General features: G+C 36.5%; 15 protein-coding genes, 1 riboswitch and 1 other annotated feature. Of the genes, 3 read left to right on the top strand and 12 right to left on the bottom strand.

Going from position 1 to position 16,869, the window contains the following annotated elements; genetic code table 11:
• Positions 1–37: 37 nt before the first annotated feature.
• Positions 38–1,060: an ABC transporter substrate-binding protein gene (locus MKY49_RS02300; RefSeq protein WP_322611236.1), complete on the bottom strand. Its 1,023-nt coding sequence runs from the start codon at positions 1,058–1,060 to the stop codon at positions 38–40.
• Between the two features lie 320 nt (positions 1,061–1,380).
• A riboswitch (PreQ1 riboswitch) is annotated at positions 1,381–1,425 on the top strand.
• Positions 1,426–1,431: 6 nt separating this feature from the next.
• Between MKY49_RS02300 and MKY49_RS02295 the strand changes: the two genes are divergently transcribed.
• Positions 1,432–1,914, top strand: a complete 483-nt coding sequence (locus tag MKY49_RS02295) for a QueT transporter family protein (RefSeq protein WP_274795485.1) — start codon at positions 1,432–1,434, stop codon at positions 1,912–1,914.
• 67 nt (positions 1,915–1,981) lie between these two features.
• Positions 1,982–2,181 (top strand) — a binding site (T-box leader).
• A gap of 57 nt (positions 2,182–2,238) precedes the next feature.
• Positions 2,239–3,402, top strand: coding sequence for a tryptophan synthase subunit beta (gene trpB / locus MKY49_RS02290; protein ID WP_341385522.1), 1,164 nt, complete (start codon positions 2,239–2,241; stop codon positions 3,400–3,402).
• A gap of 124 nt (positions 3,403–3,526) precedes the next feature.
• Here the strand turns inward: trpB and MKY49_RS02285 are convergent, their stop codons facing one another.
• Positions 3,527–4,480: an L-threonine 3-dehydrogenase gene (locus MKY49_RS02285; protein ID WP_341385521.1), complete on the bottom strand. Its 954-nt coding sequence runs from the start codon at positions 4,478–4,480 to the stop codon at positions 3,527–3,529.
• A 336-nt stretch (positions 4,481–4,816) separates the two neighbouring features.
• A complete protein-coding gene (locus tag MKY49_RS02280; RefSeq protein WP_274795482.1) occupies positions 4,817–6,487 on the bottom strand; it encodes a HAMP domain-containing methyl-accepting chemotaxis protein in 1,671 nt (556 codons plus the stop codon).
• Positions 6,488–6,728: 241 nt separating this feature from the next.
• Here MKY49_RS02280 and MKY49_RS02275 point away from each other — a divergent pair, with 241 nt between their 5' ends.
• Entirely contained in the window at positions 6,729–7,895 is a 1,167-nt protein-coding gene (locus MKY49_RS02275) for an FtsW/RodA/SpoVE family cell cycle protein (protein ID WP_341385519.1), read from the top strand.
• A gap of 81 nt (positions 7,896–7,976) precedes the next feature.
• Here MKY49_RS02275 and MKY49_RS02270 read toward each other — a convergent pair whose 3' ends face one another.
• Genes MKY49_RS02270 through MKY49_RS02230 form a run of 9 tightly spaced genes read right to left on the bottom strand, consistent with a single transcriptional unit; the run spans position 7,977 to position 16,863 of the window.
• Complete coding sequence (locus MKY49_RS02270) at positions 7,977–8,954, bottom strand: N-acetylglucosamine kinase (RefSeq protein ID WP_341385518.1); 978 nt, start codon at positions 8,952–8,954, stop codon at positions 7,977–7,979.
• Between the two features lie 12 nt (positions 8,955–8,966).
• Positions 8,967–9,968 carry an asparaginase gene (locus MKY49_RS02265; RefSeq protein WP_341385517.1) on the bottom strand — a complete coding sequence of 334 codons (1,002 nt, stop codon included), beginning with the start codon at positions 9,966–9,968 and terminating at the stop codon, positions 8,967–8,969.
• Between the two features lie 20 nt (positions 9,969–9,988).
• Complete coding sequence (locus MKY49_RS02260) at positions 9,989–11,140, bottom strand: ROK family transcriptional regulator (RefSeq protein ID WP_341385515.1); 1,152 nt, start codon at positions 11,138–11,140, stop codon at positions 9,989–9,991.
• Positions 11,141–11,154: 14 nt separating this feature from the next.
• Positions 11,155–12,036: a sugar phosphate isomerase/epimerase family protein gene (locus MKY49_RS02255; protein ID WP_341385514.1), complete on the bottom strand. Its 882-nt coding sequence runs from the start codon at positions 12,034–12,036 to the stop codon at positions 11,155–11,157.
• Position 12,037: 1 nt separating this feature from the next.
• Positions 12,038–13,096 (bottom strand): Gfo/Idh/MocA family protein, encoded by a 1,059-nt coding sequence (locus MKY49_RS02250; protein WP_341385513.1) that lies wholly within the window; start codon positions 13,094–13,096, stop codon positions 12,038–12,040.
• Between the two features lie 12 nt (positions 13,097–13,108).
• Positions 13,109–13,987, bottom strand: coding sequence for a sugar phosphate isomerase/epimerase family protein (locus MKY49_RS02245; protein ID WP_341385512.1), 879 nt, complete (start codon positions 13,985–13,987; stop codon positions 13,109–13,111).
• A gap of 17 nt (positions 13,988–14,004) precedes the next feature.
• On the bottom strand, positions 14,005–14,970 hold the full coding sequence (locus MKY49_RS02240) for an ABC transporter ATP-binding protein (RefSeq protein WP_341385511.1): 966 nt from the start codon (positions 14,968–14,970) through the stop codon (positions 14,005–14,007).
• Positions 14,963–15,955 (bottom strand): ABC transporter ATP-binding protein, encoded by a 993-nt coding sequence (locus MKY49_RS02235; RefSeq protein ID WP_341385510.1) that lies wholly within the window; start codon positions 15,953–15,955, stop codon positions 14,963–14,965. Before MKY49_RS02235 ends, MKY49_RS02240 begins: the two co-directional genes overlap by 8 nt.
• 11 nt (positions 15,956–15,966) lie before the next feature.
• The gene (locus MKY49_RS02230; RefSeq protein WP_341385509.1) at positions 15,967–16,863 is read right to left on the bottom strand and encodes an ABC transporter permease; all 897 of its coding nucleotides are present in this window, start codon (positions 16,861–16,863) and stop codon (positions 15,967–15,969) included.
• Positions 16,864–16,869: the final 6 nt, after the last annotated feature.

Genomic DNA, 16,869 nt, shown 5'->3' with positions numbered 1-16,869 from the left:
TGAAGATAAAGCGGGGATAGTTCTCCCCCGCTTCGTTTTACTTTTCTAGAAGTTCTGCACCCCAAGAATCTTTAATTTCAATTTCTAAATCATCCGCTACCTTTTTATTGATTAGTAGTTTTAAATTTTGTGGATATTGTGCTGGTGTATCAGCAGGTGTAGCTTCACCTTTTAAAATTTTCACAGCCATTTGTCCAGCTTCATAGCCAATATCAAAATATTCGAAACCATAAGCAGCTAAACCGCCTCGTGCAACAGAGTCTAGCTCTCCTACGATAAGTGGTAATTTATTTGTGTTAGCAACATCAATAACAGATTCTAACGCAGAAACCACTGTGTTATCAGTAATAATATAGAAAGCATCTACTTTACCAATTAACGATTCTGTTGCTTGTTTCACATCTGCTGAAGTGGATGCCGAAGCTTCTACAACCGTTAAGCCCTGCTCACCCATAACTTTTTTCACTTCTGAAACTTGTGCTACAGAGTTTTGCTCACCAGCATTGTAGACCATACCCACATTCTTTGCGCCAAGCTCTTTTAGAAATGCTACTGTTTTAGAAATCGTTTCAGGATGTAAATCGATTGTACCTGTAACATTTTTTCCTGGTTTCTCCATTGATTCGATTAACTGTGCACCAACAGCATCTGTTACAGAAGTGAAGATGATTGGAATATCACTTGTAGCTGTAGCAGCTGCTTGAGCAGAAGGTGTAGAGTTAGCAAAAATTAAATCTACGTTTGCACTCACTAGATTGTTAGCAATCGTTGTGTTAAGACTGTTATCTCCTTGTGCAATTTGTGGATCATATTCAACTTTTAATCCAGCATCTTCAATTGCCTTTTTAAAGCCTTCTGTTGCTGCATTTAAAGATGGATGTTCAACAATTTGAGTAATGCCGATTTTATATGTTTTATCATCTGCATTTCCGCTCTCACTTGCGTTGTTTGATTCATTCCCTTTTGAATCCGTTGAACTAGAACCACCACTACCACAGGCAGCAAGAAGTAACACTAATCCAAAAAGAAGGAATGACAGCTTTTTTACATTGCCCTTCACAAATAATCCCCCCGATTAATAACTAAAATATCTATCGCACTTTATCCAAACAAAGTGTGAATGTATCGCTATATTATCGTTATTATTGAGCCTCGTCAACAACATTATGAATGTTCTGACTTTTAAATTTGACAAAATATTTTAGTTAATCATTCAATTTGGCGCTTTAAACCGCTAAACTACGCTGTTTTAGTTATTCGTTTTCTTTTTTAACATAGTAAAAAATATTTATGACAATTTTGCGACGCTAGGTCATTGTGGACAAAGTCTGACATTTGACTTCTACTAGATATCTATAATAAAATGTTTACTTGTGTGAAAGCACCGTGGTTCGTAACCATCCCACGAAAAAAAACTAAGGAGAAATGAATATGAAGATAAAATTTTTAGCAGCAAGTGGTATTATTGCAGCTTTATATATTGCTGTGACAATGCTTGTTGCACCGTTTGGTTTTACAGAAGTACAGTTCCGCGTATCCGAGATTTTTAACCATCTAGTGGCCTTTAATCCACGCTTTGCCGTAGGGATCATTATTGGTGTATTGATCTCCAATCTTTTTTCACCACTTGGCATTTACGATTTAGTGTTTGGTGTTGGTCATTCTATGATCACACTTGGACTGTTCATTTTAATCTGTAAATTTGTCAAAAATATTTGGGCACGTTTAATTATTAATACATTTTTATTTACATGCACTATGTTTATCATTGCCTTTGAACTAAACTTAGCTTTAGAGCTTCCATTCTTCTGGACTTGGCTAACAGTGGCTGCTGGTGAGTTTGTTGTGTTAGCAGTTGGTGCACCTATTATGTATGGACTAAATAAACGTCTTCACTTTAAAAATTTGATTTAACAGACGAGTCTTAGGATTCGTCTTTTTTTCTTGACACTATTCTGAAAATATTCTACAATTCTTTCTAATAAATGCAAGGAAGAAGAGTAGTAGCAAGCACTGTAACTTCAAGAGAGCTGGTGGTAGGTGCAAACCAGTAGTATGTACTTGTGAATGGACTTCAGAGCAGCCTTATCCAAATGTAAGGCCGACCCACTCCCCGTTATCGGAGTAGAAGAGCGCGCATAAATGCGAATCAAGGTGGCACCACGGTTACTCGTCCTTTTTATGAGGATTGGAGTGGCTTTTTTTTATGGAAAAATAGTATAGAGGAGTCGAGTAAAGATGAGTACAGTAGTAGAGAAAAAAGGTTATTTTGGTGAATTTGGAGGAAGCTTTGTTCCAGAGGAGCTTCAAAATGTCTTAACTATTTTAGACGAGAATTTCCAAAAGTATAAAGATGATGAAGACTTTAAGAAAGAATTGGATTACTATTTCCGTGAATACGTTGGACGTAAATCCCCTCTTTACTTTGCAGAAAATTTAACAAAGCAATTAGGTGGCGCAAAAATTTATTTAAAACGTGAAGATCTTAACCATACAGGCTCACATAAAATCAATAATGTATTAGGCCAGATTTTACTTGCTAAACGTATGGGAGCAAATCGCGTTATTGCCGAAACAGGCGCTGGACAACATGGTGTAGCAACGGCAACTGCTTGTGCCATGTTCGGAATGGATTGCACCATTTATATAGGCTTGGAGGATACAAAACGTCAGGCATTAAATGTGTTTCGTATGGAGCTTCTTGGTGCGAAAGTAGTAGCTGTTGATAAAGGACAAGGCCGCTTAAAAGATGCGGTTGATGAAGCGTTCGCTGATTTAGTAGAAAACTATGAAACAACATTCTATTTATTAGGCTCAGCAGTTGGACCACATCCTTTCCCTTCAATGGTTAAACATTTTCAATCTGTCATTAGCCGTGAAAGTCGTGAGCAAATTTTAGCAAAGGAAGGAAAGCTTCCAACAGCCGTCCTTGCCTGTGTCGGCGGTGGTAGTAATGCCATTGGAGCATTTGCTGATTATATTGCAGATGAAAGCGTTCGTCTTATTGGAATCGAACCCGATCAAGCTGCTACATTAAACGAAGGGACGCCTGGGGAGCTACATGGCTTCAAATGTTTAGTGTTACAAGATGATGAAGGAAATCCCCTACCAACATATTCAATTGCAGCTGGTCTAGATTACCCTGGAGCAGGTCCAGAACATAGTCATTTGAAAACAATTGGCCGTGCGGAGTATGTAACTGTTACAAACGAAGAAGTTTTAGAGGCGTTTCAAGTACTTTCAAAGGTCGAAGGTATTATTCCTGCCCTTGAAAGCTCACATGCAGTTGCATACGCTCTAAAATTAGCACCAACTTTACCATCTGAGGAAAGCATTATTATTAATATCTCAGGTCGTGGTGATAAAGACGTTGAACAAGTTTTCCATATGTTAACAAAATAGTATTGTAAAAGAGCGATCTCCCTTTTTGGGACATCGCTCTTTTTACTTTATTTTAGTAAATTTCTGTAATATTATTTGCCATTAGGATTTACCTCTAAAACACTGTAGCTTACCCCTAAAACTATTATGAAATTGCCTTTTTATGCAGCTTAATTTTCAGTTTTTCTAACATATCAACTGTCATTTTAGCTAAATCATACTCTGCTTTAAAGCCCCATTCTTTTTGGGCTGCTTCTATATTTAAAGAGTTTGGCCAGCTATCTGCTATAGCCTGACGCACTGGGTCCACCTGATAGTCCATTGTGAAATTCGGTAAGTGTTTCTTGATTTCAGCTGCAATTTGCGACGGTTCAAAGCTCATTGCTGTAATATTAAAAGCATTACGATGAACTAGCTTATTACCATCTGCCTCCATCAAATCTACAATAGCTTGTAAAGCATCTGGCATGTACATCATATCCATAAACGTACCCTCTTGGATATAAGATGTATACTTGCCCTGTTCGATCGATTCATAGAAAATCTCTACCGCATAATCAGTCGTACCACCACCTGGAGGTGTTACATAGGAAATTAATCCAGGGAAGCGTACACCACGTGTATCAACGCCAAAACGATTAAAATAATAATCACATAGTAACTCACCCGCTACTTTATTAACGCCATACATTGTCGTTGGTCGTTGCAAAGTATCCTGCGGTGTATCTTCCTTCGGTGTAGATGGGCCAAATGCTCCAATAGAGCTTGGCGTGAAAAATTGCATATTTAACTCTCGTGAAACTTCCAATGCATTCATTAATCCACCCATATTTAAATTCCAAGCTAACAATGGATTTCTTTCAGCAGTAGCAGATAATAATGCCGCTAAATGCATCATCGTATCTGCACCGAAATCCTTTGCTAGATCATGCATTCTTTGTCCATCTGTCACGTCCAATATTTCAAATGGGCCCTTAGTATGTTCAAGCTTTCTAATATCTGTAGCAAGTATATTGTCCTCTCCATAAATACCACGAAGTTTTTCTACAAGCTCAGAACCTATTTGACCAAGTGCCCCAGTAACAATTATCTTTTTCATTTCTCAAAACCTCCACATGTGAACAATTGTACTTATGGAAAGTACAAAAATATATTGATAAACATTGATTTAATAACACTTTCAATGAAATTCATTATAATGTGTTCGTTTTGAAAATACAACAATTATATTAACGATATTCCTTAAAAGGAACAAACAATCCCTTACTTTCAGTATATGAACTCATAAAAAATATTGTGCTACAAAAATATACAAAACACATTTGTACATCTGAAGGATACACATTTTGTTGTTAACTCTATTTTATAAACAAACAAAAAAAGAATCCCCTTTCTCATAGGAGATTCCCTTTCAACATTTTTCTTTGAGAATAAATTATATCGAAAAACGTTTTACAGCTATTTGCAAAACTTTTGATACTTTGCGCAATTCTTTAATATAATTATTGAATTGTTCCTGTGCTGCCAATTGGTCTGCTGTTAGTGTAGCAACATGCTTAGTAGACATGGTATTCGTATCCGATAAAGCTGTTAACATAACAGCATCCTCACTTACTGTCTTTGTGTGATTGGCAATCTCTTGAACAGTGGCAGTTACTTCCATCATATAAGGCTTAATAGTATGTACTTTTTCTAAAATTTGATCGAAGCTTGACGCAGTTTGCCCTGTTACAGCAACACCTTTTTCAGTTGCCACCAACACGCCCTCCATCATTTGTACGGCATAGCTCGAATCTAAATGGATATTCTGGACAATAGATGTAATCGTTTGTGTTGATTGGACCGTCTGTTCTGCTAACTTGCGTACCTCATTAGCAACAACCGCGAATCCCTTTCCATGTTCTCCTGCTCTAGCAGCTTCGATAGATGCATTTAACGCTAATAAGTTGGTTTGTGCTGTTATTTTTTCAATGACCTCAATCATTTGATCAATCGATGATGCACGCTCAACCAAATTAAAGATCGCTGTATTGGATTTTTCAACAGCCTCCTTAATAGCCTTCATTTGTGCTAAATTAGCCTGTACAATTTCTGTTCCGCTTTCTGCATCTCGTGCTGTATGATGTGCGAAGCTTTCCACGACCTGCACTTTCTCTAAGATGACCTGTACATCATGTAAAACTTCCTCTAAGGAAGCCGTATTGGAAGCTAATTTGCTTGTAGAAGCTGCCGTTGAATCAGCAATAGATTGTACATCCTTTGCAATTTTTAACGTTGTTGTTGATGATTGCTCTGAGGATTCTTGTAATTTACCTGTCATTTCCTCTACTTCATAAGCACTATCCGTTACAGTATGGAGTAAACGCTTCACCTCAGTAGTCATTTGATTGTACGACAATACTACCTCACCAAGCTCATCATGGGCCACATAACTAGCATTTGCAGTGAAATCTCCTTGCTCTGCTCGTTTTAATAATGACTTTAATTGGCGCGTTGGCACATTGACTGATTGGGTTGCAATAAATCCGATCAGAATGACAAGCATCACAACCGTTAAACATACACCCCCTAGTAACCAATATCCAAATTGCACATCTTTCTGATAAGATTTTTGTCGATCTTTAGCTCTTTCAACTAAATAATTTTGTGTTTCTTCTAATAATGTATGACTTTCTTGACTTATGGGTAGAAAAGTCTGCGAATAAAACTGCTCTAGCTCTCCTTGGTTCAATTGCTTATAGTCCTCAATCAAATTTTCCTGCTCCTTGAACAAAGCTTTATATTTTTTGATCTGATGACTCATTTTTTTATCGATTTCCTGGCTATCTAGTTGCTCAATAGGCATAGTCATGTCTTTTAAAACGACAGTCATTTCTTGATAATCACCCTTAGCATCTACTATAAAGTCTAGTTGACGCTGTGATTCTTCAAGCTCATTTAGCAAACTAATTGGGACAAGTCCCTGTGTGTAACTCTCACTTGCATGCCACGACATCTTCCTCAAATAATCTACACTAAACACACCTAGCAATACATTCGATAATACACAAACAATCATGAGTACAAGTAACTTGTCCTTCACCTTTATGAAACGAAAAAAATGCATGATCCTTGGCTCCTTCTCCAACTCTTACCAATAATAATAGTATGAGGATATAAAGCCAGTGTTATGTTTTTGTAAAGATTACGCGAAGAATTAAGAGTTTTTGCCCATTCGATAGTTCTATATAAGCATTTTAATATACTTTTTATTTCATACTATTGATTCTAAATAACACCAATTCACTTCCTGAAACCTTCCATGCATTCCCAACGTTTATAGTATATAGAGAATGGAGGTGTTACATTTGTCGCAACTCAAGAGATTGGACGGTAGTTTAATAGTAAGTCTTCTTCTGCTAGGTGGTATTAGCTGCCTTTTTGTCCATTCTAGTAGTGTCAACTTCGCTCAATATTCTAGTTCCTTCATTATTAAGCAATTTATATTTTATTTTATTGGTTTTTTTATCATGTTTGGAATTTCCCTACTTGATATTGAACAATTAAAAAGGATTGGCTGGCCATTTTATGGATTGATAGTACTATTAACGGCTGGACTAATCATTGCACCAGAGAGTATAGCTAGGACCATCAATCAAGCTAAATCTTGGTATCAAATACCGTTTTTAGGCTCTCTCCAGCCATCAGAATTTTTAAAGTTCGCCTTTTTAATTGTTGTGAGTAAGGTCATTATTGCACATCAAGAGAAAAATGTACGCCCCTCTTATCTAGCCGATCTATGGCTACTCATAAAAATCGGGCTTATTGTCCTTCCTCCTACCCTTCTTGTTTATAAACAACCCGATACAGGAATGGTAATGTTGTATATGGCAATGATCTTACCAATGATCTTCTTTTCAGGTATTCAAAAAAAGCTTCTTGTCATTTTTACTGCCATCCCATTAGTGATAATTAGTACTATCTTAGTGCTCTATGTCAGATTTAATGAATTTTTTACAGAGAAAATTTTAGGTTCCTTGTCAGGACACCAAGTTTCTAGGATTTATGGATGGCTTCAGCCCTATGAATATACAGATTCATCTTTTCAAGTTCGCCAAGGCTTTTTAGCCATCGGATCTGGGGAATTAGCAGGCAAGGGTTATCTCAACAACAATGTCTATGTACCTGAAAAGCACACCGATTTTATATTTTCTGCCATAGCGGAGGAGTTGGGTTTTATGGGTGGAGCCTTTGTGATTGCCCTACTATTTTTCGTTATTTACCGTATTGTTCTTATTACAGTAGAAGCGAAGGACCCCTTTATGACTTTAATGGGCGCAGGGATTTCCAGCTTACTAGCCTTCCAAATTACTCAAAATATTGGTATGACGATTGGTCTCCTGCCTGTCACAGGTGTAACCTTACCATTTTTAAGTTATGGTGGTAGTTCATTGTTATCGAATTTCATGCTTATGGGAATCGTCATGATTATTCATAAATCTTATAAGGGTTATATGTTTAAGGTAGAGGATTAGGAGAACTAATAAAATGCAAGTAGAGAGAGAATCCTTACACTCTCTACTTGCTCGATTAAAGGGGGATTTACAATTTGTTCATTAGCCCAAGAACTCCTGGATACTTTCATTATATTGATCAATAAATAACTTAGCTTCATTTATAGGTAATTGCAATGCTGCTAATGCTGCGCCACCCACCGGTATGCTGTAAGCTCCTATGAAATCATAATGGTTGCTATACTTTTTATCAATAGCAGTTAATTTTCTAGTAAATAGCGTCAACTCATGAAAAACTCCACCAGCGAGCACTACTTTGACACGTTTAGCAGAAAACGGATTTTTTTTATAACAAGCATCTATACTTTTGTAAAAAACATGGCACACTTGATCAATTATTGTATTTGCTACTTTGTCACCAAGTTCAGTACATTCAATTGCAATTTTACTTAAAGGGGAAATTATATCTCGTGGATGTCCTTCCCCATAAACAATTTCAATTATTTTTGGGACGGATTGAACTTGAAAATACTCTAATACCGCCTCTGTTAGGATAGTTTTAGGGCCTCTATTATCAAATGCCTTAAATACCGCTTTTAATGTACGAATACCAATATCATAGCCACTGCCTTCATCATCAAAAATGTAACCCCATCCTGCCGTTCGTTCAATTCTTCCAGAAGAATCTATACTTAATGTAATTGCACCTGTACCAGAAATCTGAACAATCCCAGGTTGTCCCAATGTCCCAGCATACAGTGCGTTTAAACCATCATTCGACAATGAGAGTTGACAGCCTTCTGGTAAGAGTGATTCTAATAAAGTCTGTGCCGTTTCCTCATTATTATTTTCTGTCACACCAGACAGTCCAGCATGACATTTTGAAATTTGCTGAAAATAATGAGGCTGTTGACTTTTTAATTTATTTATCAGTTCTGTTATGGTATGTGTAAATTGCTCTAATGTCATTGAAGTGGGATTGCTTTTACCTGTTTCAGCAAGCGCCATAACTTTCCCTTTTAATGTAGAAACGGTCGCAATTGTTTTTGTTCCACCACCGTCGATTGCTAAAACATACAAGTAGCTTCACCTCTATATAATTTTAATTGTAGAAACAATTTCTCCAACCTGATACCCTGCGTCGTTTCGCACAAATGAAGGGGACAATGCTTTAATACGCTCAATGGTTTCTTGATTTTTATACTGTATTTGTTCCAATATCGAAGCAATTACATTTGGCCACGGACTTTCTGAGCCATTCATAATTTTCAAGGCGAAACTTAATCCTTCATTTCGCAATGCAAAACAGTATACGCCCTGTGCTCCGCCCTTCGCCACAATATTCGGGTCTTTTAATAGAGCCGTACAAATAAAATTTTGTGCTGCAATGATATGATTTTCTTGATTCATTACTGCCGTAAGCTTGACAACCGCTTCCCGGATTTTTTGATCTTCAATTAATTCAGGTCGTGCTAGCTTTAAATAGGCTATAGCCATATTTTTTAGTGGAATCGCAAAAATTGGTGCACCGCAACCATCTATACCTGTACGAATTTTACTCTCATCATATTCACCTAAATAAGCAATATATTTTTTAATCATTTGCTGCAAAGGATGATCCGGATGACAGTATTGCTCGAAATCAAAGCCGTTTGCTAAACAGGCAGTTAAAAATCCTAAATGCTTACCCGCACAATTATGAAATAGTTTCCTCTTCTCATGTCCCTGTTGAATATAAACTGTTTTTGGTTCTTCATTTAATGGATATGATGGAGCACAAATTAAGTCACTTTCACTAACGGGGATCTTTCCTAATAATGAGACTAGCGCTTCTTGATGATATATTTCGCCTCTTTGCGAGGCTAAAAATAATGCACTTTCTGTGGAAGTTATCTCGTACTTTTCTATAAAATCAGTCATGAAAATGGGAATGGCTTGAAATGGTTTTGCTGCAGAACGAAAATACACAGGATCATAATCTTGACCAATAGAAATGAATTCTTCCTTTATTAGATTCACAGCACTCATTTGTCCATAATGCACATTTTCCATTAACCCTGAACGATACTCCTTCAAAAATTCTGAGTAAGCCACGAATCAACCAACCTTTCTTTTTAAACAGACAGAAGCTGCTTTTGTGCTTGTAATGCCGCTCCTTTGACAACCCCCTCTTTTAATTGATTTGAAAACTGCAAATCAAAATGAGGTTGTAGTTCTTTCCATATATACTGTTTACATTTTTCAATAAGAAGTTTTTGAAATGTTATATTGTGCTCAATAATTTCCCCGCTTACGATGACAGCCTCTGGTTCGTATAAGCAAACTAAATTATTGATTGCAATGGCTAGAAAAGTGGCTACATCTTGTTGAATATCTACTGCCCATTGCTCACCTTGATCAACACACTGTAAAATCTCATCAATTGATTGAATATTAAGATTTTTAGGAGTTCTCTTTAGCAAGGTAACTTCAGAAATATACATTGATAAGCATCCCCTCTTACCACAGTGACACATTTCACCAAAGGGGTTAATCGTTATATGACTTATTTCCCCTGCCTTATTTTGAATCCCACGATATACTTCTCCATTAAGTAATATGGACGCTCCAATACCCGACCCAATACCTACTAAGATGCAATTTGAATAGTTCGGAGTATATATATCCCCAATTTCGGAAATGATTTGCATTTTTAATTCATTATCTACGATGACTTCACAACCAAATATTCCATTTAAATCAACTCCTATATGACAGTTTTCCCACTTCAATTGCTCAGAAGAAACGATTATGCCTTCCTCGTTATTGATTACACCTGGAATACCTATTCCAATTCCTAATAATTTATCCTGAGGAACCTGGTATTCTGTCATTATATTAGCTATGGACCGCTTTAGTAAAAATATAGCTTCTTCATATCGATGCTTGATGCTACATTTGACTTCCTGAAATGCAATAAGCTTCCCTAAAAAATCTAATATACCGATTCGAATGGTAAAACAATCAATTTCTATCCCTATTGTATATAAAGCATCTTCACGCATATGAATTAACGTGGGACGTCTACCAATTGCTGTTTCTTCTGATACCCCTTCAAGAATATAGCCTTCAGATTCTAGCTCTTGCACAATACGAGTAATTGTCGTAGGACTCATTTTTGTATATTTTGATAACTGAATTCTTGATATTGGAGCCATCTGCCTTATTGCGTCAAGCACAATATATTTATTTTGTCTTCTCATTTGTACTTGATCTTGCTTCTTCAAATTAGATTCAACCCCTATTTAAACTTTTCTATGAAATGTACAGCTTCTCTGATGTCTTTTTCGGGATTTGATTTCACTTCTCGTTCAATAGTTAAATAGCCACTGTATCCTACTTCTTGTAAAGCTGAGAAATATAGCTCGAAATTGACATCTCCATGACCTAATGGTAGTTCTCGGAAAAACTCTCCATTTTCCACCATTTCTTCTATTTTATCATGAGATGTTCCGGAATCGTATCCTAAGTACCCGTACACATCTTTTGGATTTGTTTTCTGCAATTGAATACCATCCTTCACATGTGTATGTACGATGTAATTCCTTAAAAGCTTAACTCCAGCTACAGGATCATCATTCGTTACCATTACCATATTGGCAGGATCAAAATTGACCGATACACCATCTGTAGATAGTTTGTCTAGAAAATTTTTTAATGTTTTACTCGTTTCTGGTCCTGTTTCAATCGCAAAGTAAGCATCTAATGATGTAGCAAATTGCCCTAATTCTTCACAGGCTTCAAGCATTGTTTGATAGATTGGGTCATTTTCATCTTCAGGGATGATACCGATATGGGTCGTTACGATTGACGTGCCCAGATCTTTAGCTAATTGCATAATTTCCTTTGATTTTTTTATTTTCCAGACATTCTCATCTTTATTTTGAAAGCCGTGTCCTCCTAAATCACCACATAATGCAGATATTTCAAGCCCTAAATCTAAAATGTATTGCTTTAATTCTAGTCTTTGTTCAGCGTTCAAATGATCTGGATCTAGTTCCCCTGAAACTGCATACATCTGTACACCTTGAGCACCAATCTCTTTCGCTTTTAACAACCCATCACGAACAGGCAATCGAAAGCTATCTACAATTACTCCAATTTTATTGTTCAATTTCACCATTTTAATAAACGACTTCCTTTCCTTGCATTGCAGAAATATAAATACCCTCTAAAATTTTCATAATTTCTACCCCATCCTCCACTGGTGCAACTGAATCATATTGATTAAGGCAGCAATCAACAAACGTATTGATTTCATTTTGAAAAGCTGTGACAAAATCAAAGGTTAAATCGTTAATTTGAGGATGAATATTTAAAATGGTGTTATGTTCTTCGCTTACAATTTTCAATTCAGGTTCTAACTCTGCCCCACCATTTGTCCCATAAAGTTTTATACTTATTTCATCTTTTATTGAATGAAGTGTATAGGATACATCAACCATTAATGATGCCCCATTTTCAAATGTAATAAGGGCATTTGCTAAATCTTCTACTGTATTTTTAGTAGCATCATAATCTGCAGCCTTATAAAAGGATAAATTTTCAATATGATTTCTATTTCCTAATTGATTGTAGGTATGACCTGTTATACGTTTTACCTTTGGTCTGCCCATTAAATACCAACATATATCAATAACATGTACTCCAAGATCAATTAATGGACCGCCACCAGATTTTTCAATCTCTGCAAACCATCCCCCCGGGTTGCCTAATCTTCTAAGGCAAGAAGCTTTAGCATAATAAATATCGCCCAATTTATTATCATCAATGAACTGTTTCAGCACTTTACTATTCGTTGCAAAACGTCTTACATAGCCGACTTGTAATACTTTACTATGTTTTTCTGCAACCTTTTGGATATTTAAAGCCTCAGCATAGGTCATTGATAGCGGCTTTTCTATAAGAACATGTAAGTCATTTTCTAACGCAAGAATCGCCAATTCGGCATGTGTATTATTCCATGTACAAATACTTACAGCATCTACATTTTTGTCTGCAAATAATTCTTCTTTTGAAGAGAAAACGTGGGTTGCTCCAAATTGAGCTGCTTTCGCTTTGCCCCGTTCAATTGAAGCGTCATATACACCATATAACTCAACCGATGGATTTTTCATATAGGATCCTAAATGATAATCCGAAATAGAACCTGTACCTATTACACAAACTTTTAACTTCTCCATGTTTTTCCCCCTTTAGAGCTTACATTCATCCCATAAGCGACAAACATTATCCATCCCTATTTTCGAACCAACTTCGCAATCTTCCATACCCTCAAACTCCACTGTAATATAACCATCATATCCGTAGCCTTTTACAAGTTTTATAATTTCTCGAATATTTATATCCCCATGCCCCACGATAGCTCCCCTGATGTAATTGTTATGAACTGTACGGAACCATTCACCATCGCCTGGATTTTCATAATAAGGACGAATATAAAAATCTTTAAAATGCACTGTAGCAGCATAGGAAATATTTTTCATAACACCGATTAATGGTTCCTCATCAATACATAAAAAGTTCCCTATATCTAAAGTTGTTTTAAAGTTATCTCTGTTGACCGCATGAATTATTTGTTGTACACGATCACTTGTTTGAACATTGAAGCCATGATTTTCAATTGTAGTTGTAATATCAAATTGTTTCGCATAATCTGCAATCAACTGACAACCTTTAACCATTTCATCAAAGTGTTCATTGTAATAATGAATGGTTGTCTGTTCCTTTGGTAAAGTAAAGAGCGTAACGTCATGACGCATAATTTTAATGCCCATATGATGAACTACATCAACATGTTTCTTCAAGCGTTCCACTTCATCTAAAAAAGCTTCCTCTGTGTCATGAATAAAGTTTGCAGGTAACGAATAGGCAGACAGTTCTAAACCAAGCTCCGCTGCTTTTTCTTTAATTTTAGATGCCAGTTCATAGTTATCTACAACGGTAAATTCATAAGGCACTAATTCTACATGCTGTCCTCCGTTGTCAGCTACCCATTGCAAAACATCCAGAACATTCATTTCTCCCTGTTTCATTTTTTTTACCATACTGTATGTGCTTAATCCTACCTTCATTTATGAACACCTCTCCATTAATTGACAAAGTGACATGCAACACTTTGCTCTTCGTTAATTTTTTTCATTTGCGGAATAGCTTGTTTACATATATCCGATGCAAAGGGGCACCTTGTATGGAAAGTACAACCACTTGGCGGATTTTTAGGATTTGGAATATCACCTATTAAAACTTTCTTCTTTTTTCTTTTTGTTGGATCTGCGATTGGTACGGAAGCAATGAGTGCTTGTGTATAAGGATGCTTAGGATCATTAAATATAGTTTCTTTTCGTCCAATTTCTACAATCGTTCCTAAATACATCACACCAATATAATGACTAATATGTTCTACAACACTTAAGTCATGAGAAATAAAGAGATACGATATATTAAACTCTTGCTGTAATTGTTTTAATAGATTCAAGATTTGCGATTGTATGGACACATCCAATGCAGAAACAGGCTCATCAGCAATAATTAGTTTTGGTTTTGTTATTAAAGCACGTGCAATGCCCAATCGCTGTCTTTGTCCACCACTGAACTCATGTGCGTATCGATCAGCATGATCTGCATTCAATCCAACCACTTCTAGCATTTCGAGTACTAGTTTTTCACGCTCTACTTTCGAAAGTTTTGTATGGATTTCTAAAGGCTCCCCAACTAATTCTTTTACCTTCATTCTCGGGTTTAAAGAAGCATAAGGATCTTGAAAAATCATTTGAACTTTTTGTCTTAAATGCTTTAGGTCGGATTGCTTTGCAGTAGCTACCTCTCTCCCTTCCACGACAATACTTCCACTTGTCGGCGCAATCAATCGAGTAATTAACCTACCTGTAGTAGATTTTCCACAACCACTTTCCCCAACGAGACTAAATGTCGTACCCTCTTCAATTTCAAATGAAACATCTATAACAGCATTTACATGTTGTTTTTTTTGAAATAATCCACCAGCTATCTGAAAGCTTTTTTTTAAATTTTCCACTTTTAAAATACTGTTAGGCATTTACTTCCACATCCTTTTTCGCATATAACCAACAGCTACATTTATGTGTAGCTGAAATTTTCAAAGTTGGTGGGTTCTCTTGATGACATATAGACATCGCTTGATCACATCGTGGAGCAAATTTACAACCTTCCGGCATATTTTGCGGAGATGGCACTTGGCCATTGATAGAATCCAATATTTCTTTTTTATCACCAATTTTCGGAACTGATGCAATTAATCCTTCTGTATAAGGATGCTTAGGGCTAGCAAATAACTCAAAGACATCTGCTTCTTCTACCACCTGCCCCGCATACATAACAACTACTTTATCGCACATTTCTGCAACAACACCTAAATCATGTGTGATCAATAAAATAGCAGTCTCATTTTCTTCCTTTAGTTTTTTCATTAGCTCTAAAATCTGAGCTTGTATCGTAACATCAAGTGCAGTAGTTGGTTCATCAGCAATAAGTAGCATAGGATGACAGGCCATTGCCATTGCTATCATTACACGTTGTCGCATTCCTCCTGATAGTTGATGTGGATATTCGTGAATGATTTCCTCCGCTCTGCCTATGCCAACACTCTTTAACATTTGAATGGCGTGGTGTTTACTTTCACTTTTAGGCAGCTTCAAATGCATTTCAATTGCCTCCATTAACTGCTTGCCAATCTTTAAAACAGGATTTAAAGATGTCATAGGTTCTTGGAAAATCATCGCCATTTGCTTCCCACGAATTTTGCGTATTTCTGATTCGGACATCTTCGTTAAATCTTCTCCATTAAAATGAATAGAACCATTCACGATTTTACCTGTTGTACCGTGGAATAATTGCATGATGGATAATGATGTTAAGCTTTTGCCACTACCTGATTCTCCAACTAAGCCTACTATTTCTCCTTTACGGATTGAAAAGTTGACACCCCTTAAGATTTTGATTTCTGTTTTATCGCGCGTAAAGGACGTTTCTAAGTCATTTACTCGCAATACATGTTCTGTCATAGGCATTCTCCTTAATTATTTTTAATTTTTGGATCTAATACATCTCGTAATCCATCACCTATTAAGTTAAATGCTAGTACTGTTAAAAATATTGCAATCCCTGGCATGATGACTACATGAGAAGATGTCCCTAAATAGTCACGCCCACTACTTAACATTACTCCCCACTCTGGCATTTCTGGACTTGCACCCAAGCCTAAAAAACTTAAACCAGAAGCTGCTAAAATTGCTGTTCCTATACGCATTGTGACAAAAATGATTAATTCACTAATTGTTTCGGGGAAGATATGTTTCCACAGCACCCTTACATGTGAAGCCCCCATGGATTGAGCTGCTTCAACATATACATTTTCTTTCGCATTCAATGTAGCGCCTCGAACTAATCGTGCAAAGGATGGAACACTAAAGATCATGACAGCAATGATGACATTATTAATACCAGGGCCAAGTAATGCGACAATTGCAATGGCTAATAGTAAATCAGGAAATGAAAACAATACGTCACAGCTACGCATGATTATTTTGTCTATCCAACCACCAAAGTAACCGCTAATTAATCCTAAAATAGTCCCTAGTATTAAGCCTAAAAATACGGCACTAAAGCTCACCATTAAGGATATTTTTGCCCCCACTAATAATCGACTAAAAATATCTCTCCCATATTCGTCCGTCCCCGCTAAATGACTGGCACTCGGTCCCTCTAATAAAGCATCATAATTAGGTTCAAATGGATCATAGGGTGCAATATAAGGGCCAATAATAGCAATTACAATTAATAATCCTATAAAGACACTTGCGAGCAACGCGGCCTTTTGTTTTTTAAAAGACTTCCAAAATTCTTTAAGAGGAGAGTATTTCCTTTGTATTTTTTGCACTTGGCTATTTTGCACAGTAGTTGGTGAAGTCATTCTGTT

It is taken from the genome of Lysinibacillus sp. FSL M8-0134 (assembly GCF_038069745.1).
Taxonomy (GTDB): Bacteria; Bacillota; Bacilli; order Bacillales_A; family Planococcaceae; genus Lysinibacillus; species Lysinibacillus irui.
Note: the sequence above shows the minus strand (reverse complement) of the source record. Positions and strands in the feature narration are given on the sequence as shown.

Coding starts and splice junctions, on each gene's coding strand:
- MKY49_RS02295 (WP_274795485.1), top strand. CDS start 1,432: ATGAAGATAAAATTTTTAGCAGCAAGTGGTATTATTGCAGCTTTATAT.
- trpB (WP_341385522.1), top strand. CDS start 2,239: ATGAGTACAGTAGTAGAGAAAAAAGGTTATTTTGGTGAATTTGGAGGA.
- MKY49_RS02285 (WP_341385521.1), bottom strand. CDS start 4,480: ATGAAAAAGATAATTGTTACTGGGGCACTTGGTCAAATAGGTTCTGAG.
- MKY49_RS02280 (WP_274795482.1), bottom strand. CDS start 6,487: ATGCATTTTTTTCGTTTCATAAAGGTGAAGGACAAGTTACTTGTACTC.
- MKY49_RS02255 (WP_341385514.1), bottom strand. CDS start 12,036: ATGGTGAAATTGAACAATAAAATTGGAGTAATTGTAGATAGCTTTCGA.
- MKY49_RS02250 (WP_341385513.1), bottom strand. CDS start 13,096: ATGGAGAAGTTAAAAGTTTGTGTAATAGGTACAGGTTCTATTTCGGAT.
- MKY49_RS02245 (WP_341385512.1), bottom strand. CDS start 13,987: ATGAAGGTAGGATTAAGCACATACAGTATGGTAAAAAAAATGAAACAG.
- MKY49_RS02240 (WP_341385511.1), bottom strand. CDS start 14,970: ATGCCTAACAGTATTTTAAAAGTGGAAAATTTAAAAAAAAGCTTTCAG.
- MKY49_RS02235 (WP_341385510.1), bottom strand. CDS start 15,955: ATGACAGAACATGTATTGCGAGTAAATGACTTAGAAACGTCCTTTACG.
- MKY49_RS02230 (WP_341385509.1), bottom strand. CDS start 16,863: ATGACTTCACCAACTACTGTGCAAAATAGCCAAGTGCAAAAAATACAA.